We start from the raw sequence: 24,001 nt of genomic DNA, 5'->3' as shown, positions 1-24,001 counted from the left end.
GGGCTTTTGCTTAAGCTATCCACGGGGCTAGCCGTTGCTTTTGTGCCATTTTGACCCCACCTTAAGACATTATCCTTTTTTTATATTGAGCTTTGTGTATCTATGACCCTTGATAATTTGACCCATCATTTTTTAATCGCCGCACCAAGTATGCCCGATGAGCGTTTTGCACAGAGTTTGGTGTATATTTGTCGTCACGACCGGCATGGGGTGCTGGGCTTGGTGGTCAATCGTCCCATTTTTGACACTCAAGTGGGCCATTTGTTAGACAACCTAGACATCGAAGTCACAGATACCTCAGTGATGTATGACACGCCGCTAGATGGTGGGCCTGTGTACCCTGAGGTAGGCTTTGTGCTGCATACCGGCCAACCCACATGGGCATCCTCTTTTCCCATTTCAGAAAACGTGTGCATCACCACCAGTAAAGATATCCTGCAAAATATCGCAGCAGGCTCAGCCGGTATCGGCCACTATCATCTGTGCTTGGGGCACGCCAGCTGGCATGAGGGGCAACTTGAAAAAGAGATTTCCCAAGGCGACTGGCTGGTAAGCCCAGGCGATTTGTCCTTATTATTTGAAATACCCTTTGAAGAGCGCTGGCGCCATGCGGCAGAAAAAATCGGGGTACATTTGGATTTTTTAAGCGACGAGGTCGGCCGCGCCTAATTTGGTCTTTGCCGTCCTAAGCCACGACGCTGTTACTTTTGGCGCTGTTACTTTTTATGTTGTGCCAAATGATGCTGTATCAAAGCACAGCCAATGATGGCACTGTAAGCTCGAAATTAAGACACCCTACCGATTAAGCGATATTTTTGCCTATGTTAAATGATGCGTCAAATAAAGAAAATGCAAATAGTGACGTGGCCGCTGATGCTGCTGCTCGCCCAGAACAAACCGTGCTTTTGGGGCTAGATTATGGGGTCAAAAAAATGGGCATGGCGCTTGGCAACACCGTCACTCAAGATGCACGCCCCTTTGATATCTTAGCGATGAACAATGGCCAGCCTGCTGACTGGGACAACCTACTGGGTATCATTGATACTTGGAGGATTGGACGGGTGGTGGTGGGCCTACCGCTAAATATGGATGGCAGCAGCTCGATGATTGCCAAACGCGCCCACAAGTTTGCCCGCCGCTTGGCGCATCGCTTAATGGAGCAGCGCATTCATGTACCTGTGCAGTTATTCGATGAGCGTCTGACCTCAGTAGAAGCGCGTGAGATGGCATGGGAGCTTGGCCTCATAAAAAACGAGCGTGACCCCATCGATGATATCTCCGCCTGCCTGCTGCTTCAAAGCTACTTGGCCAATCCCGATCACGCCGAAGACATTGCCACTTACAAAGCAGACTAAGCGATTGGATTATGCCATTGAAAGCCCCACTGATCCCTTAGCATTAACTCGCCCTTTTTTATTGCTCAATAACCTATAAGCCTACAGCCATGAGTACAGAGACTAAACATCACCCCACCCCTTCAACCACTGCGACCAATGGCAGTGTTGCTGGATTTCCGGTGTTGGCCATTGAGCGGCTGCGCGGTGCTCAAAAAATAAACCGCTTATCTATTTTTGTTATTGTTTTGGCCATCTTTGCCTTTGTGGTATTTGGAACACTAGCCAGCCTAAAGATGTTCCATGGCAGCCAGCAGATGTATTGGTTGTTCCATTACCTGCCTTATGTCCTGGTGGGACTCACCATTCCGTTTACTTTATATCAGGCTTTTTTGGTCTACCGTTATCGTTTAAGTCAGCCATCCATGTTGGTGACCAGCGTCGGCGGCGCAAGCTTGCTGCTTATTATTTGTCTGCTGTTCTCTTTATCAGACTGGCTGTGGCTGGCCATGGCAGCTTGGATTGGGGTGGCCTATTGGTTTCAAGCCACATTTAAGCGCTTTTTTAAATTTATTGAAGACAAACAAGGCGAGTAAATTGCGCCCTTTTTTTTACTTTTTGACAATATACTGATAAAAGGTTTCCCACTATGAGTATTGCCGATACCACTCCAGAGCACCCTATTGAGCATCACTTAGATACCCAAGGCCTGATTTGTCCAGAGCCAGTGATGTTGTTGCACCGCACTGTTCGTAAGGCTGAAGCTGGCGATTATATTGAAATCTTGGCCACCGATCCTGCGACCACCCGTGATATTCCCAATTTTTGTCGTCACCTAGGTCATAACTTAATCTCCCAATCAGAGGCAAACAATCCAGCCGGCGACCCTGAGCGACATACCGATACGCTTTATCGCTATGTGGTACAAAAAAAGCAAAGCTGATGTTGTTGACACAAATTAAGTCAGATGTAGAGAAGATAACATGAGTCGTGATCGCGCCGTACAACCCAGACAGCCCAAAGCCCTTGCGGTGGATGATGAGCCCGCTTATATCACCGAGTTTCGTCAGGCGATGCTAGCACGTGGTCTGTCTACGCGCACTCGTAATGCCTATGTGCGTGATTTAAAGCTGTGCGAGACCACCCATTCTAAAGCGCTAACGCTGTGGTCAGACATGGATGTGATGCAGTGTTTAACGGCGCTAGATAGACAAGGAAAAACGCCACGCACCCAAGCGCGTATGCTCTCAAGCTTGCGTCAGTTCTACTTATGGATGGTGGGCAATGAGCGCCGTGAAGACAACCCGTGCGAGCGTATCAAAACACCCAAGATTGGCCGATCTTTGCCCAAGGATTTGTCCGAAAACGATGTCGAAAGCCTGCTGTCTGCCCCCGATACCAGTACCGCCCTTGGTCTGCGTGATAAGGCCATGCTTGAGGTGCTCTATGCTTGCGGGCTTCGGGTCAGTGAGCTGATGAACTTATCTTTAGAGCAGGTCAATTTAAATGCTGGCTGGCTACAAATCACCGGTAAAGGCAATAAAACCCGCTTGGTGCCTTTGGGTGAGTATGCCAGTGACGCCTTGGATGATTATTTGACTCATGCCCGAGGCGAGCTGGTGGCACATTTAAAATCAGGTAACTGCCAAGCGGTGTTTTTGACCACCCAAGGCGGCTATATGACCCGCCAGAACTTTTGGTACATGATAAAAAAATATGCCAAACAAGCAGGCATCCAAAGCGACTTATCTCCGCATACCTTGCGGCACGCTTTTGCCACGCATTTACTTAATCACGGTGCTGACTTACGTAGCGTACAGCTGCTACTGGGCCACAGTGACTTATCTACCACTCAGATTTATACCCATGTGGCCACGGCTCGATTGCAGCAGCTTCATGAAGCGCATCACCCCAGAGGCTAGTTGATTGTGTTTGCTAAGCTGTAGCGGTAGATTTATACCCCTGCGTCTTAAATTGATACCTACTGCTTAGACAGACCCAGCGTTAACTTTGAATAACCGCCTAAATTTTTACCAATTCATACACCACAAAGCGAGCGGTAGTCTCAAATGGCTGACGCTCAGTAGAAGCCAATAACGCCTCTCGCCTCCCAGCACGTGCCCGATATGAATACGGGGTCATGGTCAATAAATCTGCCAAAGCCTGAGCATCTAATATCAAATCAGCCGCCACAGTATGCGTTGCCACTTCTTTAAAGTACGGCAACAGCTCCTCTAAGAACTTATCTGAATCATGCGGGCGTACCTCATCAAACAAGGCCTCGCGCATACTTTGTAAATGCCCAGCATCAGGTTTGGCAATAAGCAGCCGTCCGCCTAGGGTTAAGACACGCGCAAATTCCTCCGGTAATATCGGGCTAAAAATAGTACTGATGGCATCTAAGCTGGCATCGGCTAGCGGCAAATGCGAGGCGCTGGCCACCATCGGATACATAGCAGTGGCGCTCAAATGATCTGCCTCAACCTGATACCACAGCCCAGAGTGTTGTTTGGCGACTCTGGCCGTTGTGGCGACCGCCGGTTTGCTGATATCTAGTGCTACCAAGCAAGCGTGATTATTTGGTGTTGCCGCTAGAGCCGCAGCAATAGCACCGGTGTAATAGCCCTCTCCGCAGCCCACATCGAGCCAAGTCTTTGCCTTTGCTTGAACCGGTGGCGCTGCAGCTTCTAAGCTGGGCATGACCAAACTGGCAATGAGCTGCTGCAAAGGCTGATAAAAGCCTTGGTTTAAAAATCGGTGGCGAGCGTCAATCGACTGTTGGCTATCACCAGGATCTTTGGATTTTTTATTTTGCACAGGTAATAAATTCACGTAGCCTTGGCGCGCCACATCAAAGGGATGACGGGTCCCTTTTTCATTTTGACTGCCATCACACAGCCAAGTCTTGGCATTGATTAGCAAAGGTGACTGGCAATAAGGACACAAAAACTGCGGTTGATAACGTGGTGAGGGTTGAGAGATCATAAGCCAAAAATCCTATTACCAAGTCTGAAAGTAACCAGATACAATTTAAAGTAAAACAAAACGGGTGCCAATATGACACCCGTTATTAACTGCTGTACATGGGACTATTGCTTCAATTACTGCTTCAATTACTGCTTAAACTATTGCTTGATTAAATGATGAATAGTAGCCCTGATTAACCTGCTGTATTAACGCAGCTTTAAGGTCATCAGTCCTAACACTACCAATAAAATAGCAATAATCCAAAAGCGCACCACAACTTGGGTCTCTTTCCAGCCCAGCTCTTCAAAGTGATGGTGCAGTGGCGCCATTAATAACACACGTTTTTTGCGTAATTTGAACGAGCCCACCTGTAGAATAACCGATAAAGCTTCCGCAACAAATAGACCGCCCATGATGGCAAAGGCTATCTCTTGGCGGGTCATAACGGCAATGGTACCTAGCATAGCACCCAGTGCCAATGCGCCCACATCGCCCATAAATACCTGCGCCGGATGCGCGTTGTACCATAAAAAACCAAGGCCTGAGCCAATCATGGCTGCACAAACAATGGTCACCTCAGAGTTATAAGCGATATAAGGCACATGCAAATAATCAGCGAAGCGCACATCACCCGATACATAAGAAAATACACCCAGACCTGCAGCGACAAAGACCACAGGTAAAATGGCTAGACCATCTAAGCCATCCGTCAAGTTGACGGCATTTGATGACCCATTAATCACAAAATAGGTAAAGATGATGAAGCCTAAGCCCAGCGGTAGCGCTGATAAAGGCACTATCCAGTTTTTAAATAGGGGAATTAACAAATCCACCATGGCTTTGGTTTGAGCAGGGTCAGGCTGCTGGCTGGCGATATAATACAGCGAGCTGCCTACAAATAACGCACCCACTGACAGCCAAAAATACTTTTTACGGGCGATTAGGCCTTTGGGGTTTTTATACTTAATTTTTAACCAGTCATCGGCCCAGCCCACAGCCCCAAAGATGACCATGACCACCATTAAAATCCAAACATAGGGGTTGGCTAAATTGGCCCAGCATAAGGTCGAAAAACCAATCGAGGTTAGGATCAGCACCCCGCCCATGGTGGGTGTTCCTGTTTTTGCTAAGTGGGTTTTGGGGCCATCATCACGTACAGCTTGGTCATATTTTACACTGCGAAGATAAGCGATGGTGCGGGGGCCTAAGATGATGCTAAAAGCAAGCGAGGTAATAACGGTGAGTAAAGTACGCAAGGTTACCGAAGATACCGCCGAGAACGGTGAATAGAATTGACTCAACCAACTGTCAAATAACCAATATAACACCGCCTACTCCTCATAAATTTTTAAAAAATTATGTGTGTTTTTAGCCCCTAATCACCACAAATAAAAATGACATCGCCGCAGCCTATGCCAAAGCGATATCGCAAATTTGAAACTGGGACTAAAAATCACGACTAACAAACCAGACAACAGCCGCCATTTATGACAATAAACTTTGGCTATCGTAAAAATAAATCAAATTATCGCAAAAATGACCAACAAAAACAGGTTTAATCCAACTTTTCACCAAAAATGCACATAGTCTAGAATCAATCGACGTATTAAATAAGCTATTTTTGGTTATAAGCTACCCGCCACCTATAGAGATGAGGGGCTTGTGCTAATTTGTGTTAAATCGTCAATCAAGGTTTCCATCGTGGTGGTGCGCGAGCCTTTAAATAATAAGGTACACACTTGGCCCTGCTGCTGTTGCGTCTGAACCAGCTCAATAAGCTTGGGCAATAAGTCAGCTTTGGTATCAAAGGCGTATGCCTGTGTCATGCCTTGACTGCTGGCTCCAGCTACCGTGTCTTTGGCAAACTCACCGGCACACAACATATAGTCTACCGCTTTGTTAGCAATCGCTTCACCCAATTTATAATGCTCGCTAACCGCGTCATCACCCAGCTCACCGATGTCACCCAGTACCAAAATTTTGGTGCCTTCTTGAGCCGCCAGTACATCAGCAGCGGCGCGCATAGAATTGGGGTTGGCATTGTAAGTATCATCAATGATGTGATGTTGACCCAAGCGCTGTCTACCCAGTCGGCCTTTGCTGGATTTGGCTTGGTTTAGACCTTGCGCAATTAATTCAGCCGACACGCCAGCGGCGTAAGCACAAGCAGCCGCCGCTAAGGCATTACTGACATTGTGCTCGCCGGCCATAGGCAGCAGGACGGATACCATGGCAGGTGCTTTGCCCTCAATAGCGAAGTGTAATTGGAAGCGGCTTTGTAGCGCAGTGGTTTTAACCTCCGTAGCATAGACTGCAGGCAGCTTTGCCGTCCGCTGCTCAAGCGAATGCCAACCAAAGCCAATAACGGTATCGGTATGCTGCTTGGCGGTGCTCATTAATTGATCGCTATAATCATCATCACAAGGCACAACTGCCGTGCTTGCTTGCGTCAGCGGCTGATAAATCTCCGCTTTGGTCTTGGCGATATTGTCACGGCCACCAAACTCTCCCAAATGCGCTGTCCCAATATTTAGGATGCAGGCCACATCTGGCTTGACCATAGCAGCAGTATAAGCAATCTCACCGACATGGTTTGCGCCCAGCTCAAGCACCGCATAACGGTGCTGCTGCTCTAATTCTAGCAGCATCATAGGCACCCCAAAGTCGTTATTGAGATTACCTCGGGTCACCAAAGTTGTGCTTTGCGCATCGGCAGAAGCGGCTTCAACTTGAGCAAAGATATGACGCAGCATTTCTTTGACAGTGGTCTTGCCACTAGAGCCGGTTAACGCGATCACCTTTAAATTAGGATGCTGCTGACGGCGATAAGCGGCAATTTGACCAAAAGCCAATCGAGTATCATCCACCTTAAGCTGCGGCACATTAACCTCTGATAGCGGCTGACTGACAATAGTGGCAATAGCGCCCTTCTCCACGGCACTCGCCACAAAGCTGTGTCCATCAAAGTTCTCACCGACAATGGCAAGGAAGATATCACCTGCTTCGATTTTTCGGGTATCGGTGATGATACGAGTGGCACGTAAGCTCGATGAATCTGCCGCTTCAAGCCCTATCCACTCCCCGTTTAGTTGAGCCGTTGCGGCGAGTAGCTGCTCAGGTGTCCAAATAAATAGTCCATTCTCGGGGTGTCGTTGGCTCATGATTATTTCGTCTCGTTAATTTAATGGGTCAGGATATGAAATATAAAATATAAAATATTAAGGTGATAAGGTTAGCGGCTTGAGGCCTCTGAACTGTGCGCCGCAATTAATGCCTGCTGTAGCACTAAGCGGTCATCGAAGTCATAACGCACGCCTTTGATTTCTTGATAAGTCTCATGCCCTTTACCAGCAATGACCACGATATCATCTGCGGCAGCATGCTCTACGGCATACTCGATGGCCTGTTTTCGATCGGCAATGACTGTGGTTTTGGCATGCTGCTCATCACTCATCCCTTGCTGCATGTCCTGCAAGATCATTTGCGGATCTTCACTGCGCGGATTGTCAGAGGTTAATACCACTTTATCGGCAGTGGCCAAGCCCGCCTGCGCCATGAGAGGGCGCTTACCCTTATCACGGTCACCGCCGCAGCCAAAGATGGCCCATAAGTTACCGCTGCAATGCGATTTTAAACTGGTCAGCACTTGGGTTAACGCATCCGGCGTGTGCGCATAATCGACAATAAACACCCCTTGCTCAGGCTGTGAGCCTTGCTCATCTAAGCTCACACGCTGCATACGGCCACTGGCACCATGCAGCTGTTCGACTAAGGCAGGGATGCTCTCAGGCTCGATACCTAACGCGATCGCTCCGGCGACAGCTGCCAATAGGTTGGCCACGTTAAAGCGGCCTAATAAGGGGCTGTGCAACGTCAATGGCCCAAAGCTGGTTGCGGCCTCAATTTTCACCCCATCTAAGCTTGGCTCAATGGTTTTGGCGATAAAGTAGGCATCACGTTGCAGATCGCTTTTTTCGATAAAATCGCCCTGTAAGCTGTACAACCAGACACTAACCCCTGAGTTTTGCGCTGTCTCAATCATCAGCGGCGCAAACTCATCATCTGCATTAATCACAGCATGTGTTAACTGTGGAAAATAAGCTTTATCAAATAAGCGTGCCTTGGCTTGGGCATAATCTTGCATATCTGGGTGATAGTCTAAATGGTCACGGCTTAAGTTGGTATACAGTGCCACCGTGACTGGTACGCCTTGCAAGCGCTGCTGATCCAGACCATGTGAGCTGGCCTCTAGGGCTAATAAATCCACCCCTTCATCACTCATCTTACGTAAGAAGCCTTGTACCGCTAGCGCATCGCCTGTGGTATGGCTGGCCTGTACGAGACTGTCTAGACGACCGTTACCCGCGGTCCCCATCACTGCACTGTTTTGTAATTGAGCGACCTCTGAAAACTGACACAACTGAGCCATTAACTGACTAATGGTGGTCTTGCCATTGGTGCCGGTCACAGCGATAACTTGCGGCAGTGTTTGTGCCAAAGACTGTGCATCACCGATCTGTGAGAGCGCATCATCAGACAAAAGACTCAACTGAATCAAAGTGCCCAGTACATCACGGATATCGGGCACAAATAAAATAGGACAGTCTGGACTTGAGTCGCTTGGTTTATTTAAATTCTCTAAGCCTAACTGCTGTGGGTCAATCTCACTAATGATAAATGCCGCTTGCGGTAAGGCGGTTTGGGCATACTGCTGGCTTTTTTGCAAAGGCTGAGTCTGACTTTTTAATAACACAAAGGCTGCCGGTGCGGACGACGCATCACGCTTTGCCAACTGACGGCTATCGAGCACAAACTTTGAGAAAGGCACATCAAGCACTGCCGGTAGGCTCAGTCGCTGCAAGGTGGACTGATGCTGCGGTAATATCTTGACGGCGGCGTTAACTATAGAGCGTAAGTGAGCAGCAGGTTGGGTATGTGTCATCCTAGAGGGCCTTATAATTTACTTGTGTTTATTGACCAAAGCGCTAACGCTGGCCTATTGACCAGTTAAGCGGCCAACTGCCACAGTTGGCCGCCTAAAAACGGCTATTCTGCCTTTAAGGGTTTGTCTAACGGCACGTTATACAAACGCAGCGCTTCTTGCATCACATTTTTAAAGACAGGAGCAGCAACGATACCGGCATAATAGGTCTGACGGGGGTCTTCAACTAATATCACGGTCACCAAGCGCGGGTTGGACGCCGGAGCGATACCTGCGAACACCGTGCGGTATTGATCGGTGTAATAGCCGCCTTTTGGATTGACTCGGCGTGAGGTCCCTGTTTTACCTGCAATGCGGTAGCCATCAATGGCAGCGGCCGTTGCCGTACCACCTGGCTGAGTCACGGTTTCCATCATCTTGACCACGGCCATGGCATCTTTTTCATCGAGGACACGTTTGCCAGCAGGTTTTTGGTCTTGTTTAACCAAAGTCAGTGGATGCATCACCCCGCCTGAGCCAAGCGCTGCATAAGCTTGAGCAATTTGCGCCAGCGTTACTTGCAGGCCATAACCATAGCTCACCGTCGCTCTGCGTGAGGTCTCGTTCTCTTTAGGCGTTGGAATGATACCTGGCTGTTCACCTGGGAACTGCAGCGCAGTTTTTTGACCAAAGCCGAAGTTCTTTTGCATATTGGTAATGGCATCAGGGGGTAACGATAAAGCAATCTTAGTCGAGGCCACGTTACTTGATTTTTGGATCAAGGTCGCCATGGTAATTGAGCCTAAGTTATTGTGGTCACGGATGGTATACCCCTTGACACGGATAGAACCTGGGCTGGTGTTAATTAATGAATTCTCGGTATATTTACCAGATTTTAAAGCGGTAGCCACTGTAAAAGGCTTCATTACTGACCCTGGCTCGAACACATCTAGCACTGCCCGGTTACGCTGGTTATTACCGGTCATTTCATTTAAGTTGTTGTTGTTAAACGAAGGCCAGGTCGATAAGGCAAGCACCTCACCGGTGTGTACATCCACCACCATACCAGTTGACCAGCGTGCTTCTTGCACACGGCCCACACGCTCAAGCTCTTTATATAATAAGTACTGCAAGCGAGAGTCGATAGACAGTGCAACGTCTTGACCGGGAACCACAGGCTTAATTTGCTCCAGCTCTTCAATGCTGTTTTGATAGCGGTCTTTTAAGACACGCACCTTACCATCTTGCCCGGCTAGCTGCTTTTCAAACTGACGCTCAATACCGGCACGGCCTTCATAACCACTATTGGGATCATTGGCATTGTGGCCCATAAAGCCCAGCAGCTGTGCATTGGGCTGTGGCTGCGGATAATAACGGCGAAACTCTTGGTTTTCATACACCCCTGGGAAGTTTAACGCCATCACCGCATCGGCAATCTCTGGGGTGACCTTATTTAATAAAGGTAGATAATGTGAGCCTGCCCCCTTGGGCATTGCTGCTTTTACTGCCTCTTCATTAGTGGCATCAACGCTCTTATCAATGGCTACAGATTGCTGCAGACGCTCAAGCGACATGCCTGACACGCTGGCCAATTGTGCCAAATCCATCTCTTTTAGCTTTTTTAGCAAACGCGCTTGGGCTTCGGGGTCATCGGCATTTTTTTGGATGCGTTTTTGCAGCTCGTAATAGGCTTGGGCATAGTCGTATGGGCTAAATGACACGCTGGCCAAAGGCGCACTGACCGCCAATGGCTGTAAGTTGCGGTCAGTAATCATACCGCGATACGAATGCTGAGTGCGCTCACTGGTAATAATTTCATTGCCTTTATCAATGAACTTTTGGGCATTGAATATTTGCAAATACATCGCCCGGCCGATGAGTACTACCAAAAAAAATGCCGCAAACCCCCACATAATCTTAAAGCGGATAAGATCACTTTCTATGCTGCCTCGGCTTGAGGCGCCCACGGTGGTCGATTTAAATATTTTGCCGCTGCGGTGCTTAACACTGGTGTAGACCTCACTGTCGCTTTGGTCTTTTTTCCAAAACTTAAGCTTAGACAGCCCTGAGTTAGGCTCAGCCTTATTATTGGCTTTGCTGGTTTTATTAGCAGCTGTTTTCTTTGGGGTGACCAAAGGCTCGGTTACCTTACCGTGTAATGGCTTATCGGTACTTTTTTTGGTAGTGCCTTTTTTGGTAGTCGGACGATTAGAAGGCTTCTTACTCATCTTTGCCCCCTAGTGATGGTGCGGTGGTGGTGTCGGTCTCTTCAGACTCGGTTTTGGGTTGTTCAATGTTCAATCTATCCCCAGGCTTAGCGGCCATCGGCTGCAAAATAAGCTTGTCTTTATTAGAAGGCGAATACATGCTCAGCTGAGTCACAGCACGGCTGGCTATTTGCGGCGTGGCACTAAAGGTTTGCTGTTCAATGACCAAACGCTGATTTTCAATTTGCAAATTGCGGTGCTCAACCTTCATTTTTTGCAGCGCCATATAATCTTCATGATACTGCTGCACCTGTTCAGACGTCAGCACCGCTGTCCAGATAATGCCGATCGCCAGCAAAATCATGACCGTGCCATAGACGCTCACCCCGCGGTAGCGCTTGGTCAAAAACTCGCTGATTTCCAACGAGTCTTTATCAATTTGGGTCGAGCTTTGGGTATTATTATTTGCCATATAGTGACTGATATTATGACCGCAGCGGTCTTTAAGGATAAAAAAAATGACTCAGTAAAACAGCCGCTTTATGGAGTTTTGGGGCGTTAATTGACTTAATCATACCCCAGTTAGCGCATCCATTTAACTGAATTTATATTGCCTAGGTTCGCCCTAGCTGTGTTGCGGGCTAGGGTCGGTATTATATGGGGTATCGGTGCGTGTTGCTACTCTTAACCAAGCACTTCTTGAGCGATTATTCACGGTGACCTCCGCTTTGCTTGGTGCGATACGTTTGGGCTTACTAAAATAACGTGGACGCTGCGGCGGCATCGGTAAGTTTTCATCTTCAGGATACTGACCTCGGCTGTGGCGCTGCAAAAACTGCTTAATGCGGCGGTCTTCTAAAGAGTGAAAGCTGATCACCGCAAGCTGACCTTGAGGGGCAAGCAGCGTTAGGCTTTGTGCCAAAAAGCTATCTATATCGCCCAGCTCATTGTTAATAAAGATACGCATCGCTTGGAAGCTTTGGGTCGCCGGATGTTTGCCTTTTTGCCACTTGGGGTGCGCCTGCTTAATCACCTCCGCAAGCTCTAAAGTCGAGGTGTACTGCGTCATGCCCTTGATGGCACGAGCAATACGTCGGCTGTGACGCTCCTCACCGAAGTCGTACAACACATCGGCTAACGTCTCTTCATCCACTGTTTGTAGCCATTCGCCTACCGACTGTCCTCGGCTGGTGTCCATACGCATATCAATGGCACCATCACGCATAAAGCTAAAGCCGCGGCTGCCATCATCAAGCTGTGGTGAGGAGACGCCCAAATCAGCCATAATACCGTCAACTTGGCTCACCCCGCGGCTATTTAAGCACTGCGTCATATCAGCAAAGCTGTCGTGTACCACTATCACCCGCTTATCTTCTGCGGCCAAATCATTGGCCACATCAATGGCCTCTGGATCTTTGTCGAACACAAACAGCTTGGCATCATCACTTAAATAGTTAAGCAAAAGCTTGCTGTGCCCGCCACGGCCAAAGGTCGCATCGACATAAATCCCGTCATGCTTGGGGGTGTTATCATTGAGCGACTTTTCGCCCAAGACTGCCGCTACCGTTTCAAACAGTAACACCGTTTCGTGGCTAAACTCTGATTTTGAGGTGGGGCGTGGTGCGGAGGTAGGGACATCGGTCACAGTAGCTAGTATTCCTAAAAAACGTAAACCAACCTGATAGCCATCAACATCGCAGACTTAGCTTATCAGTGTGGTTAAAACAGGCAAGTAATAAATAAGGTATTTTAACCATCCATTATCGCAAGCTATGTCACCATGTCAAGAAAAGTAAGATAAGTTAACCAAACAAAATATGTTACCTCTTTTTTCAGGCACTAAACCCACTTTTAGCGCCGCCTCATTGCTGAGCACTGGCCGCTTATTTTGAGCTTTAAAAAAGCCTATTCATCACCATAAAAAGTCAAAAACTGGCCAAAAAGCTTAGCTAGTGCGGGCATAGAGCCAAGATTATAAGCACCAAATCAAACCTGCTATAATAAGCGTTAAAGTTCATTTACTGCTGCAAATTTTTTGATAAATCGTAACCAAATTTTAAAACCACCCAACATAAACCTAAGAGAGCATCATGACACAAACCACTGCCCAGCGCCCTGTCCGCACCCGTATCGCCCCCTCACCCACCGGCTTTCCTCATGTAGGCACTGCCTATATCGCCCTATTTAACCTAGCCTTTGCTAAAGCACATGGCGGTGAATTCATCCTACGTATTGAGGATACCGATCAAAGCCGCTCAACTGAGCAGTCAGAGCAAATGATTTTAGACGCCTTACGCTGGGTCGGTCTAGACTGGGCGGAGGGTCCTGACAATGGTGGTCCGCATGCCCCATACCGTCAAAGCGAGCGCAGTGAAATTTATAAACAGTATGCTCAAGAGTTGTTGGACAAAGGTCATGCTTTTCGCTGCTTCTGCACCCCTGAGGAGTTAGATGCCATGCGTGCCGAACAAATCGCACGTGGTGAAAACCCTCATTATGACGGCCGCTATGCCAACTTACCTCGAGAAGAGTCTGACAAAATGGCTGCCGAGGGTAAGCCATTCGTTATTCGGATGAAAGTGCCCACCGAAGGCGTGTGTAAAGTACAAGACATGCTACGCGGCGAAGTGGAAATTCCTTGGGAACAAGTGGACATGCAAGTGCTGTTAAAAACAGACGGCCTACCCACATATCACCTAGCCAACGTGGTGGATGATCACTTAATGGAGATCACTCACGTTATCCGCGGTGAAGAGTGGCTAAACTCAGCGCCTAAGCATCAGCTATTATATGATTACTTCGGTTGGGAGATGCCTGTGCTGTGCCACATGCCACTGCTGCGTAACCCAGATAAATCAAAGCTGTCTAAGCGTAAAAACCCAACGTCTATTACCTATTATCGTGATGCCGGCGTGTTGCCAGAAGCGCTACTAAACTACTTAGGTCGTATGGGTTACTCAATGCCTGATGACAAAGAAATCTTCACCCTTGATGAGATGATTGAAAGCTTTGATATCACGCGTGTGTCGTTAGGTGGCCCTATCTTTGATCTTGAAAAGCTACATTGGCTAAATGGTGAATGGCTACGTGCGCTAACCCCAGAGCAGTTAAAAAATAAGATTTTGGACTGGGCAAATGATTCAGACAAATTAACCGCCATTGCAGCGGCGATTCAGCCCCGTATTCATCTGTTGTCTGATGCCGTGAACTGGGGTGGCTTTTATTTCCAAAATCTGCCAAGCATTACCGCTGAGAGCTTCGAGCACAAAACGCTCACACCTGAGCAAATCATGGAAATCTTGCAGATTGCCACTTGGAAACTTGAAGCATTACCTGAGTGGAGCGAAGACAATATCTTTAAAACACTTAAAGGCTTAAGCGCTGCGCTCGATATCAAACTGCGTGACATGATGGCGCCGTTCTTTATTGCCATTGCTGGCAGCACCTCATCGACGCCTGTGATGAACTCTATGTATGTGATTGGCGCTGATATGACCTTAACTCGCCTGCGTCATGCCGTTGAAGTCTTGGGCGGTATTGGCAAGAAAAAGCTGAAAAAGCTTGAGAAAACTGCAGCGGATATGCCAGACTTTTTGGCAGCTGAATAACCGTTAACTTAGACAAAAGCAAGTTTAGACGGCCCCCAAAAAGGACTGAGATCTGTATTGTACAAATCTCAGTCCTTTTATTTTGAACCAAATGCGCTCATTACTTTAATCAAAGTCAGCTGCGCCTAGCCCCTCTTTTTACTCTCCAAATCCCGCCATAATAGCCACAGCCTCATATCAAGCTCTACTTGGTGATACTGCGGCTGCATATGACAACACATCTGATAAAAAGCCTTATTGTGGTCGCTCTCTTTGAAGTGTGCCAACTCATGCACCACAATCATCTGCAAAAACTCAAACGGCGCCTCTCTAAAAATGCTCGCCACAGTAATGCTATTGTGCGATTTAAGCTTGCTGCCCTGCACCCGAGACTGATGGGTGTGAATACCGAGCGCATTTTTTAGCACACTCAGCTTACTGTTATAGCTCACCTGAGATAAAGTGCCAACATTGCGCATATAACGGTTTTTTAGCTCAGTGACGTATTGATACAGCGCCTTATCACTTTGGATCTGGTGCCGATTGGGATATTTTTGCTGCAAATAATCACCAAGCTTGTCTTGGGCGATTAAGGCGCGCGCTTGGCTTTGAACTTGCTCGGGATAATGGGCAATATATTTTAATGCAGTCACCTAAGGCTCTCTTTTTACAGGTTATAACTGGGCGGGTGTATGATTTGAAAAAAGAAAATCATTTAATAAGAATTTCTTAATTTAACAGTGCACATCATTATGTTACATTAACAATATACAGTAACAAAGACACCAAACTATGATACCTTGAATTCTATACTATAAGACATCAAATAGAAGATATATCAATCATTAGGAGAATAACAATGACTACCTCTGTAAAAAATGATGTGACCATTACCCAACCTCGTCAAGTTGAGCAGCTATATGCTGGTGTAGACACACAAGATGGTGCAGGCGTTAAATTAACCCGCGTACTGACTCATCAATTACAGCATCGCCTTGACCCTTACTTGATGCTCGATAACTTCAAAAGCGATAACCCAGATGACTATATCGCAGGTTTTCCAAGCCATCCTCATCGCGGCTTTGAAACCGTAACTTATATGATTGAAGGCCGTATGCGTCACAAAGACAGTGCCGGTAATGAAGGCTTGCTTGAAAATGGTGGTGTGCAGTGGATGACCGCTGCCAGTGGCGTGATTCACTCTGAGCTACCTGAGCAAGAAGATGGCGCGATGGAAGGCTTTCAGCTATGGCTAAACCTACCAGCTAAAGACAAAATGAATGCCCCTTGGTACAAAGACTTCCAAGATGCTGATTTGCCAAAATTTGTGACCGAAAATGGCACAAAAGTAACCGTCATTGCCGGTGAATCCAATGGTGTAGAAGGTGCGGTTACTCGTGAGGTGACTGAGCCTACGTATCTAGATATTCATTTGCCGGCCGGTGCCAGCTTTAGTCACAATATTCCAGCCAGCCACAATAGCTTTGTGTTTGTCTACCGTGGTAGCGCCAGTATTGAGGACAAGCGTATACCAGTTAAAAACATGGCCATCTTAAAAAACGACCCGAATGCTGATGGAGTGACTATCCAGGCCGGTAATGAAGATACCAAAGTCATCTTGGTAACTGGTCGTCCTTTAAATGAACCGATTGTGCAGTATGGCCCATTTGTAATGAACAGCCAGCAACAGATCATCCAAGCGGTGAACGACTTCCAGCAAGGCCGCTTCGGTGAAGGTGCTTAATTTGTCTCTTATCAATTGTGTATAACGGTTGATAACCAAAGGCCACGGCTAGTCCGTGGCCTTTTTTTTGCAAAAAATACAAATTAATTGAAAATAGGTGTTGACAAGGTTTGAGATATTGCCTAAAATACGCCCACTCTTAGAGAGGGGCTATAGCTCAGTTGGTAGAGCACTTGCATGGCATGCAAGGGGTCAACGGTTCGACTCCGTTTAGCTCCACCATATTTTCTAAGACAGTTGATAATCAAAATATTTAATATATAATGAGTATCAACGGCACCAACGTAAGCACCTAGGCAACGCTATTTATAGCACCTTACGTTGTAAAACTATTTCATGTTTACATGATTTTGTGTCCCGTTCGTCTAGAGGCCTAGGACCCCGCCCTTTCACGGCGGTAACAGGGGTTCGAATCCCCTACGGGATACCACCTATTCGAGCTTATCCTTAATCTATTTAAGAGATAAGCACTAAACCTCCAATCAGAACGATTGGAGGTTTTTTTACGTCGGTGTATTAGTCCAGCACCTTATTACCGGTAAACGCCCCATCCCCATCAATAGCCCCAAAAAAAAGCGATGCCACCCTATAAAATGACATCGCCTTCTTGCAATAGGCAATACGAATAAGCGTCAGAACTAATCCAAACGCAGACCGATAATGGCTGGGATACCTTGACGCACCACCTCAATGGTCACCACGCCCGCTTCAGGTAATTGACGTAGTGCCCGCTGGAAGTCATCGATACTCTTAATCGACTTCTGATGCAGGTTAGTGATAACGTCACCGGCTCTTATACCAGCTCTGGCTGCTATCCCTGTAGGATCTACCTCGGTTACCAATACCCCTTCTCCGTCCAGCTGTGCCAAGCTTTCACGAGGCAGCGCCTGAATGCGCAAGCCTAGACGAATTTGGCTGTTATTAGACTTAGTGACCACCGCATCTGGTGCCACATCATCGGGCGCTGCTGATAACTTACCAATGACTGCAATCTTTTTGCCTTGACGTAATACATCGGCCTTAAAGCTCTCACCTGGCTTACTGCGGTTAATGATGTTTAAAAGGTCAGAGGATTCTAAAATCATTTTACCGTTGTAATGGGTGATGATATCGCCCGCCTTTAGGCCAGCTGCTTCTGCTGGCGACTTAGGGGTAACCTTAATCAGTAGCGCCCCTTGCGGCTTACTTAGGCCATAAGCTTCGGCCAAGTTGCGGTCGATGTCTTGAGGGAATATACCCAGATAAGCGCGTGACACTGTGCCGGTTTGTTTTAGCTGCTGATAAATATCCATCGCCTCATTAATGGGGATAGAAAAAGACAGTCCCATATAGCCGCCAGTACCACTGAATATTCGAGAGTTAATGCCAATAACTTGGCCGTTACGATTAAATAGTGGACCGCCTGAGTTGCCTGGGTTTAGCGCCACATCCGACTGGATAAAGGGCACGCTAATATCCCGTGAGAAGTTACGCGACTTGGCACTGACGATACCGGCCGACGCTGAATAATCAAAACCAAAAGGCGAGCCAATAGCCAATACTGGCTCACCCACTTTTACCGCATTGGAGTCACCGGTAGGCAGTGCAGGATAAGACTTACCTGGCTGGGCTTTTACCTTTAATACCGCCACATCGGAGCGCTCATCACTGCCGACCAAAGTGGCATCAAGCTCGGTGCGGTCATTTAAGGTGACCGTAATCTTATCTGCCCCCGCAATCACATGGTGATTGGTCAACAGATAACCATCTGAGGTCACAAAAAAGCCCGTACCATAGTTGTATTCAATGGCCGGGGCTGTTTGGGCACCTGGAATGCGAATGCGGTCACCGAAGAACTGTCGCAGCAGCTCAACCGTTTGAGCCTTGGCAAGCTCCTCTTCACTCACCTTAGTCACTACGTTGACTCTAGCAACGCCCGGGCTCACCTGCTCCACCAAATCTGAGAAATCTGAAGCCACAACCGCGGCCTGTGCTGCCGTAGGTATAGTCGCAGAGGTAGCCAATAAAGCTGTGCCTGCGCTTAGCCCCAAACTACCTATGCCAAAGCCACTCAGTGCCAGCACAGAGCCTGCACCGAACGCTTTAAGCTTTTGTTGGCTTTTTTGTAAGCTTTGAGACAAGTAAGTTGTTTTTAATGCGCTAACTATCGTTTTTGGTCTGTTGGGCGTATTTTTCATTGTTGATTCTCCAAGTGAGTCTGTGCTCAAAGATCCGCTGACAAGCAAAATATACTGGCCCGCTTAGGTCTTAATGAGTAAAGGTGTGTGCTTAGGCATAACCGCAGGGTTATCAGAGACGAGGTGATACTCTATTAGACAACCATTGAGCTTAATTAAGTTTATAACCCTAGCAATACACCGATCGAGCATTACTTTTTTTATATGAGTGACGTTTATACTATATCGTAACTGCTTTATATGCTACACGACTTATATCATAGATTTTCAACACGCCAATTACACATGCTTTTTATTTTGTTACCTAAAATCCAGACGCGGCTGATGCCAATTTGACTTTACAAAATCATCCTGAGCGTTAGCCCTTTTATTTTAGGCAATAGCGCCTATTTTTTTGAAAAAAAGGGGTTGTTTTTACTCAAAATCAACGCCAGTTTTAATCAATTTTAGTCGCCGTTTTATGGCAACTGCCCCATTGTATCGGATGTGTTACTTTATTTCGTGATATGATAACCTCATTAAAACTCAGTATTTGTTACGCTGGTTATCTTTATATTGTAGTTAGCAAAGCCTAGTCGTTACTCACTAGGCTTTTTTTTCGGTGTCGCTTTTATATACCATTGACAAGTAGCAGGGAACCCAGATATTTTTTAGTTTCGCCCGCTTTTGGTCTAAATGACACTGCAAACACAAGGAATTTTTCATGGATACCGCCTTATTATTATCTGGCGTGGTTGGGCTTGGCATTGCAGCGCAGTGGCTGGCTTGGTATTTAAAACAGCCGTCTATTTTATTTTTATTGCTCATTGGCATCTTTGTCGGTCCAGTTATGGGTTATTTCGACCCTGATGCGGTCATTGGCGATTTATTATTCCCTTTTATCTCTTTGGGCGTGGCCATTATTTTATTTGAAGGCTCATTGACCTTAGAGTTTGAAGAGATTAAGCAGCACGGTAAAGTGGTACAAATGCTGGTGTCCTTAGGGGTAGTGATTACTATCGCTGTGGTGGCATTATCCACCTACTTGTTGTTTGATGTCGATCCGCTTATCGCTTTATTGTTCGGCTCCTTAGTCTGTGTGACAGGGCCGACGGTAATCATGCCTTTGCTGCGCAGTGTGCGGCCCAACAAAACCATCTCCAATATCCTAAAATGGGAAGGCATCATCATTGATCCGGTAGGCGCAATCGCCGTGGTCTTGGTGTATGAATATATCATCTCAGGCGGAGAGGCCAACAGTATCTTCTTATTCGCTGAGATTGTGGTTATTGCCACCGCCATCGGTATGTTTGGGGCATTCGTATTGGCCAACTTGATCAAGCGCCATATGATTCCTGAGTTCTTACACAACGTCTTTACCTTAGCTTTTGTGCTGCTACTGTTCTCTTTATCCAACCATTTAGAACATGAATCAGGTCTACTGGCCGTGACGGTCATGGGTGTGGCTCTAGCTAACTGGAAAGGCTTTCCGCGTGAGCAAATCTTGGAGTTTAATGAGTCATTAACCGTCTTACTCATCTCAGTGTTGTTCATCGTACTCGCTGCCCGTGTAGAGCTAAACAGCTTATTGAGTGTGGGCTTCCAAGGCTTGGTGCTGCTGGCCATTGTGATGTTCGTGGCACGCCCTTTATCGGTGTGGGCATCGTCTATGGGCTCGAACTTAAAGACCTCTGAGAAGATGATGATCAGCTGGATTGGGCCACGTGGTATTGTGGCTGCTGCCATCTCCTCTTTGTTCGCCATTCGCTTGCAAGAGTATGATATTCAAGGTGTTGAGCTGTTAGTACCCCTAGTATTTATGGTGATTATCGGTACTGTATTGATCCAAGGCTTGGGTGCCAAAATGGTGGGTAACCTATTGGGCGTGCGTGAGCCTGCCAGCAATGGTGTACTGATTGTCGGCTCAAACCCTGTGGCCTTAAAAGTGGCTGAATCCCTACAAGACCAAGGCTTCGATGTATTGGTGGCGCACAATAACTACACCAATATTGCTAAAGCACGTATGTCTGGCCTACGCACCTACTTTGGTAACCCCATCTCAGACCATGCCGATCGGCATTTGGATTTGATTGGTATTGGCCATTTATTTGCGATGAGCACCGATAAGGAGATGAATACCTTATCTGAGCTGCATTACCGTCATGAATTTGGCGAACAAAAAATTTACCGTCTAAAATTTACCGAAGATAAGGCCAAAACCGAACGCGAAACCCGCCGTGCCAACTTTACATCACGCTGGCTGTTCGGTAAAGATGCCACCTATACCAAGATGGCCAGTATGCTGTCTAAAAAGGCACGCATCAAAATCACCAACATTACCGACAGCTATAGCTACAGCCAGTATCGCGCTGATAATAAGCAATTTGTCCCCTTATATACCATTGATAAAGAAGGTCATTTGCATGTGATTACCGACAGCTTTGAAAATGACATTCCTCGTGATCACAAGCTGGTGGCGCTCGTCATTGAAGATGAAGTACAGCCTAAAACAGTCGATGTCACAGAAAAGCAAAATCAGGCCCGTGCTTTGGCCGACTTGCAGTTTGAGTCTACCTCCAAAGCGCCTGAAAAACGCAAAGAAAAGACCCTCAATGAAGATGTGCGTGACCCCAACTATGGCGCCCAAGCGGCCACGACTCCTGCCAAAGCTGAACCTAAACTGGGCGCCTCTGACGCCCAAACAGCAGCCGTTGATAGCCAAGTGGGTCAAGACACAGCTCATGCAGACACGGCATCGAAGTCGGCAGCCTCTACGCTACCGGCCACTCAGCTTGAGGCAGATCTGGCCAATAAGCTTGAGCAAAGCCTACAAAAGCACTCTGACAGTGCCGCAGCTGCCCCCAAAGTGAGCAAAGCGGCCTCCGTAAAATCACTACAGTCACAGGACAATGGCAATTCACAAGCACCCAGACAACCTGATGGGTCGCTAGATCCGCAGCGTCTGCCTGATACCCATGCCAAAAATAGCTCAGATAAATTGTCTTAAAACCAGGTTACACACCGCAAAAAAAGAGCAGCCCGAATACGAGCTGCTCTTTTTTATGACTCAAAACTTAGCAAACTAAAGCTTGGCAAGAGGTGAAGTCGGTCATTGAAGCAAAGGCAAAGTCTCACCCTTAGGCTGCCCCGCTATAGCTGCTGGCTGACTGCCTGCCAAATTCTATCCGCCACTTGCTCTACCTCACCTTGAGCATCGATACGCTGAATGCGCTGCGGATGTGCTTGCTGCTGAGCCTCAAAACCTTGATAAACACGATCAAAGAAATCAAGTTGCTGCTGTTCAAAGCGGTCAGCTACACTACGTTTGCCGGCGCGCTGCATGCCCTCGGCGACTGGCAGATCTAACCACAAGGTAATGTCAGGTAAACGCGGTACAAACCCTGCAATAAGAGCCTCGATTTTATGTAGCATATCGGCATTTCCAAAGCCTCGTCCATAGCCTTGATAGGCCACAGTAGAGTCAATAAAGCGATCACAGATCACCCATTTGCCTGCGCTTAATGCCGGCATAATAACTTGCGCTAGATGGTCACTGCGCGCAGCAAACATCAATAACAGCTCAGTGTCATCATTAATCTGAGTACGTGTGTCTAACAACAGCTCACGCAGCTGCTCAGCAAAGGGGCTTCCGCCTGGCTCACGGGTGCGGACATACTCGATGCCTTGAGCTTGCAAGCGCTCACACAAGCCATTAATCGCTGTGGTTTTTCCTACCCCTTCGGTGCCTTCAAAGCTTACAAACTTACCTAGACTCAATATCGATTACCTCGTTGTTGCCAGTATCACCCTTGTTAATATCAGGGTGTTTTTCCCATATCTAATAGGCGTACTTGTTGTTCGCCTACATCTATTTATTGACCGCTTTTTTGTTGGCGCATCACCGCCAAATACTCTTTTACCGCTTGGTTGTGCTCCGCATAAGTCTTGGTGAACTTATGACCGCCGGTACCCGTCGCCACAAAGTACAACACATCACTGTCAGCTGGATGTAGCGCAGCGTCAATAGATGCCGGTGAGGGTAGCGCAATGGGGGTGGGTGGTAAGCCGTCGATTTGATAGGTGTTATAAGCGGTCTTTTCATTGATATCAGCACGGCGGATGTTGCCCTCATAACGCTCACCCATACCATAAATAATGGTAGGATCCGTCTGTAGGCGCATCGGCTTATTCAAACGGTTTACAAACACCGCAGACACCAATTCACGCTCACTATCGACACTGGTCTCTTTTTCGATGATTGAGGCCATAATTAAGGCTTCATAAGGCGACTTATACGGCAGACCTTTAGAGCGGCTCGCCCACGCCTCATCCAGCGCTTTTTGTTGGCGCTGGTACAAATCGGTCAAGATCTGCTTGTCGGTCACCCCTTTGGCATAGTGATAGGTGTCTGGGGTAAACCAGCCCTCTAGATTATCAGCAAACTCTCCCTCTGGGGTGACAGCATCGATACCCAGCAGCTGCTTCAAATTGGGTTTGGGCTTGCCGTTTTTTTGTAGCACCTCTAAGGTGACACCCGGCGTGTTTGCAATCACTTTATATAAATCAGCGGCGGTCTTGCCCTCGATAATCTGAATGGCCACCATGTCCACTTTCTCGCCTTGTTTAAAAGCATCAATAAGCTGCTTTAAGCTGGCATTGGCAGGCACTTCATAGGTGCCTGCCTTTAGTGGCGTATCGACGGCCGACTTGATATAAAGCTTGGCCAAGCTGGCTGAGAACATGGGCACATCGCGCTGAAACTGTGGTAAGAAGCCATAGTAACTTTGACCCTCTTCCACCACTAAGTCGCCGGCGGGTCGATCAGAGTGACCAAACAGGGTCTGATAAGCCATAGCCACCACAAAAGCAGCCATTAATCCCAGTACCAGCAGCAGCTGATAGCTGCGATTGGATGTGGGTTTTTGCGGCGGCTTTTTATGACGAGAAGGGTCATCACAGACTAAGGAGACGTCAGTGTGAGGTGCTTCATTTTGGTCAACATCTGATGGATTGTGCGGGGTATTGCTGGGATTTTTTGAATTAGAATCGCTCATAGCCACTCACGAGGTAAAAGTTTGCTAGAAT

19 protein-coding genes and 2 tRNA genes are annotated in these 24,001 nt (G+C 47.4%); 10 read left to right on the top strand and 11 right to left on the bottom strand.

The window, feature by feature from the left end; translation table 11 throughout:
• The first annotated feature begins 102 nt into the window (after window positions 1-102).
• The 5 genes from DLE54_RS00775 to xerD all read left to right on the top strand — a co-directional run bounded on the left by DLE54_RS00775 (window position 103) and on the right by xerD (window position 3,256).
• Window positions 103-669 (top strand): YqgE/AlgH family protein, encoded by a 567-nt coding sequence (locus DLE54_RS00775; protein ID WP_011959440.1) that lies wholly within the window; start codon window positions 103-105, stop codon window positions 667-669.
• A 152-nt stretch (window positions 670-821) separates the two neighbouring features.
• The gene (ruvX, locus tag DLE54_RS00770) at window positions 822-1,355 is read left to right on the top strand and encodes a Holliday junction resolvase RuvX (RefSeq protein WP_011959439.1); all 534 of its coding nucleotides are present in this window, start codon (window positions 822-824) and stop codon (window positions 1,353-1,355) included.
• An 89-nt stretch (window positions 1,356-1,444) separates the two neighbouring features.
• Window positions 1,445-1,930 carry a hypothetical protein gene (locus DLE54_RS00765; RefSeq protein ID WP_110815934.1) on the top strand — a complete coding sequence of 162 codons (486 nt, stop codon included), beginning with the start codon at window positions 1,445-1,447 and terminating at the stop codon, window positions 1,928-1,930.
• 53 nt (window positions 1,931-1,983) lie between these two features.
• Window positions 1,984-2,277 carry a sulfurtransferase TusA gene (gene tusA / locus DLE54_RS00760; protein WP_110815933.1) on the top strand — a complete coding sequence of 98 codons (294 nt, stop codon included), beginning with the start codon at window positions 1,984-1,986 and terminating at the stop codon, window positions 2,275-2,277.
• A 40-nt stretch (window positions 2,278-2,317) separates the two neighbouring features.
• Window positions 2,318-3,256: a site-specific tyrosine recombinase XerD gene (gene xerD, locus DLE54_RS00755; RefSeq protein WP_110815932.1), complete on the top strand. Its 939-nt coding sequence runs from the start codon at window positions 2,318-2,320 to the stop codon at window positions 3,254-3,256.
• 100 nt (window positions 3,257-3,356) lie between these two features.
• Here the strand turns inward: xerD and DLE54_RS00750 are convergent, their stop codons facing one another.
• From DLE54_RS00750 to rsmH, 7 genes are all read right to left on the bottom strand, one after another.
• The gene (locus tag DLE54_RS00750) at window positions 3,357-4,319 is read right to left on the bottom strand and encodes a putative RNA methyltransferase (protein ID WP_110815931.1); all 963 of its coding nucleotides are present in this window, start codon (window positions 4,317-4,319) and stop codon (window positions 3,357-3,359) included.
• 188 nt (window positions 4,320-4,507) lie between these two features.
• Window positions 4,508-5,629 (bottom strand): phospho-N-acetylmuramoyl-pentapeptide-transferase, encoded by a 1,122-nt coding sequence (gene mraY, locus DLE54_RS00745; protein ID WP_011959433.1) that lies wholly within the window; start codon window positions 5,627-5,629, stop codon window positions 4,508-4,510.
• Between the two features lie 315 nt (window positions 5,630-5,944).
• The gene (locus tag DLE54_RS00740; protein WP_110815930.1) at window positions 5,945-7,462 is read right to left on the bottom strand and encodes a UDP-N-acetylmuramoyl-tripeptide--D-alanyl-D-alanine ligase; all 1,518 of its coding nucleotides are present in this window, start codon (window positions 7,460-7,462) and stop codon (window positions 5,945-5,947) included.
• A 71-nt stretch (window positions 7,463-7,533) separates the two neighbouring features.
• Window positions 7,534-9,243 carry a UDP-N-acetylmuramoyl-L-alanyl-D-glutamate--2,6-diaminopimelate ligase gene (locus tag DLE54_RS00735; protein WP_110815929.1) on the bottom strand — a complete coding sequence of 570 codons (1,710 nt, stop codon included), beginning with the start codon at window positions 9,241-9,243 and terminating at the stop codon, window positions 7,534-7,536.
• Between the two features lie 104 nt (window positions 9,244-9,347).
• On the bottom strand, window positions 9,348-11,450 hold the full coding sequence (locus DLE54_RS00730) for a peptidoglycan D,D-transpeptidase FtsI family protein (RefSeq protein ID WP_110815928.1): 2,103 nt from the start codon (window positions 11,448-11,450) through the stop codon (window positions 9,348-9,350).
• Window positions 11,443-11,901, bottom strand: a complete 459-nt coding sequence (locus DLE54_RS00725; RefSeq protein ID WP_110815927.1) for a cell division protein FtsL — start codon at window positions 11,899-11,901, stop codon at window positions 11,443-11,445. The genes DLE54_RS00730 and DLE54_RS00725 overlap by 8 nt, the downstream gene beginning before the upstream one ends.
• 153 nt (window positions 11,902-12,054) lie before the next feature.
• Window positions 12,055-13,074: a 16S rRNA (cytosine(1402)-N(4))-methyltransferase RsmH gene (gene rsmH / locus DLE54_RS00720; RefSeq protein WP_110815926.1), complete on the bottom strand. Its 1,020-nt coding sequence runs from the start codon at window positions 13,072-13,074 to the stop codon at window positions 12,055-12,057.
• 445 nt (window positions 13,075-13,519) lie between these two features.
• Between rsmH and gltX the strand changes: the two genes are divergently transcribed.
• Window positions 13,520-15,037 carry a glutamate--tRNA ligase gene (gene gltX / locus DLE54_RS00715; protein WP_011959427.1) on the top strand — a complete coding sequence of 506 codons (1,518 nt, stop codon included), beginning with the start codon at window positions 13,520-13,522 and terminating at the stop codon, window positions 15,035-15,037.
• 125 nt (window positions 15,038-15,162) lie between these two features.
• Here the strand turns inward: gltX and DLE54_RS00710 are convergent, their stop codons facing one another.
• Window positions 15,163-15,669 carry a YgjP-like metallopeptidase domain-containing protein gene (locus DLE54_RS00710; protein ID WP_011959426.1) on the bottom strand — a complete coding sequence of 169 codons (507 nt, stop codon included), beginning with the start codon at window positions 15,667-15,669 and terminating at the stop codon, window positions 15,163-15,165.
• Window positions 15,670-15,875: 206 nt separating this feature from the next.
• Between DLE54_RS00710 and DLE54_RS00705 the strand changes: the two genes are divergently transcribed.
• From DLE54_RS00705 to DLE54_RS00695, 3 genes are all read left to right on the top strand, one after another.
• Entirely contained in the window at window positions 15,876-16,760 is an 885-nt protein-coding gene (locus DLE54_RS00705) for a pirin family protein (protein WP_011959425.1), read from the top strand.
• A 146-nt stretch (window positions 16,761-16,906) separates the two neighbouring features.
• Window positions 16,907-16,982, top strand: a tRNA-Ala gene (locus DLE54_RS00700).
• 132 nt (window positions 16,983-17,114) lie between these two features.
• Window positions 17,115-17,190: transfer RNA gene (locus DLE54_RS00695), tRNA-Glu, on the top strand.
• Between the two features lie 208 nt (window positions 17,191-17,398).
• On the opposite strand, the gene DLE54_RS00690 is transcribed toward DLE54_RS00695, so the two are convergent.
• A complete protein-coding gene (locus tag DLE54_RS00690; RefSeq protein ID WP_227535348.1) occupies window positions 17,399-18,937 on the bottom strand; it encodes a Do family serine endopeptidase in 1,539 nt (512 codons plus the stop codon).
• A 703-nt stretch (window positions 18,938-19,640) separates the two neighbouring features.
• Between DLE54_RS00690 and DLE54_RS00685 the strand changes: the two genes are divergently transcribed.
• On the top strand, window positions 19,641-21,923 hold the full coding sequence (locus DLE54_RS00685) for a cation:proton antiporter (RefSeq protein WP_110815925.1): 2,283 nt from the start codon (window positions 19,641-19,643) through the stop codon (window positions 21,921-21,923).
• Window positions 21,924-22,066: 143 nt separating this feature from the next.
• Here the strand turns inward: DLE54_RS00685 and tmk are convergent, their stop codons facing one another.
• Both tmk and mltG read right to left on the bottom strand, forming a co-directional pair.
• Window positions 22,067-22,693: a dTMP kinase gene (gene tmk / locus DLE54_RS00680; protein ID WP_110815924.1), complete on the bottom strand. Its 627-nt coding sequence runs from the start codon at window positions 22,691-22,693 to the stop codon at window positions 22,067-22,069.
• A gap of 95 nt (window positions 22,694-22,788) precedes the next feature.
• Entirely contained in the window at window positions 22,789-23,970 is a 1,182-nt protein-coding gene (gene mltG / locus DLE54_RS00675) for an endolytic transglycosylase MltG (protein ID WP_110815923.1), read from the bottom strand.
• Window positions 23,971-24,001 lie beyond the last annotated feature (31 nt).

It is taken from the genome of Psychrobacter sp. YP14 (assembly GCF_003209315.1).
Taxonomy (GTDB): domain Bacteria; phylum Pseudomonadota; class Gammaproteobacteria; order Pseudomonadales; family Moraxellaceae; genus Psychrobacter; species Psychrobacter raelei.
The sequence above is the reverse complement of the archived record's forward strand: the minus strand, read 5'-3'. Positions and strand labels throughout refer to the sequence as shown.

Bases quoted from the DNA above. Each gene is read 5' to 3' on its own strand.
- mltG (WP_110815923.1), bottom strand. From the start codon at position 23,970: ATGAGCGATTCTAATTCAAAAAATCCCAGCAATACCCCGCACAATCCA.
- tusA (WP_110815933.1), top strand. From the start codon at position 1,984: ATGAGTATTGCCGATACCACTCCAGAGCACCCTATTGAGCATCACTTA.
- DLE54_RS00725 (WP_110815927.1), bottom strand. From the start codon at position 11,901: ATGGCAAATAATAATACCCAAAGCTCGACCCAAATTGATAAAGACTCG.
- DLE54_RS00735 (WP_110815929.1), bottom strand. From the start codon at position 9,243: ATGACACATACCCAACCTGCTGCTCACTTACGCTCTATAGTTAACGCC.
- DLE54_RS00730 (WP_110815928.1), bottom strand. From the start codon at position 11,450: ATGAGTAAGAAGCCTTCTAATCGTCCGACTACCAAAAAAGGCACTACC.
- gltX (WP_011959427.1), top strand. From the start codon at position 13,520: ATGACACAAACCACTGCCCAGCGCCCTGTCCGCACCCGTATCGCCCCC.
- ruvX (WP_011959439.1), top strand. From the start codon at position 822: ATGTTAAATGATGCGTCAAATAAAGAAAATGCAAATAGTGACGTGGCC.
- DLE54_RS00705 (WP_011959425.1), top strand. From the start codon at position 15,876: ATGACTACCTCTGTAAAAAATGATGTGACCATTACCCAACCTCGTCAA.
- DLE54_RS00765 (WP_110815934.1), top strand. From the start codon at position 1,445: ATGAGTACAGAGACTAAACATCACCCCACCCCTTCAACCACTGCGACC.
- DLE54_RS00690 (WP_227535348.1), bottom strand. From the start codon at position 18,937: ATGAAAAATACGCCCAACAGACCAAAAACGATAGTTAGCGCATTAAAA.
- DLE54_RS00685 (WP_110815925.1), top strand. From the start codon at position 19,641: ATGGATACCGCCTTATTATTATCTGGCGTGGTTGGGCTTGGCATTGCA.
- DLE54_RS00740 (WP_110815930.1), bottom strand. From the start codon at position 7,462: ATGAGCCAACGACACCCCGAGAATGGACTATTTATTTGGACACCTGAG.
- DLE54_RS00775 (WP_011959440.1), top strand. From the start codon at position 103: ATGACCCTTGATAATTTGACCCATCATTTTTTAATCGCCGCACCAAGT.
- DLE54_RS00750 (WP_110815931.1), bottom strand. From the start codon at position 4,319: ATGATCTCTCAACCCTCACCACGTTATCAACCGCAGTTTTTGTGTCCT.
- xerD (WP_110815932.1), top strand. From the start codon at position 2,318: ATGAGTCGTGATCGCGCCGTACAACCCAGACAGCCCAAAGCCCTTGCG.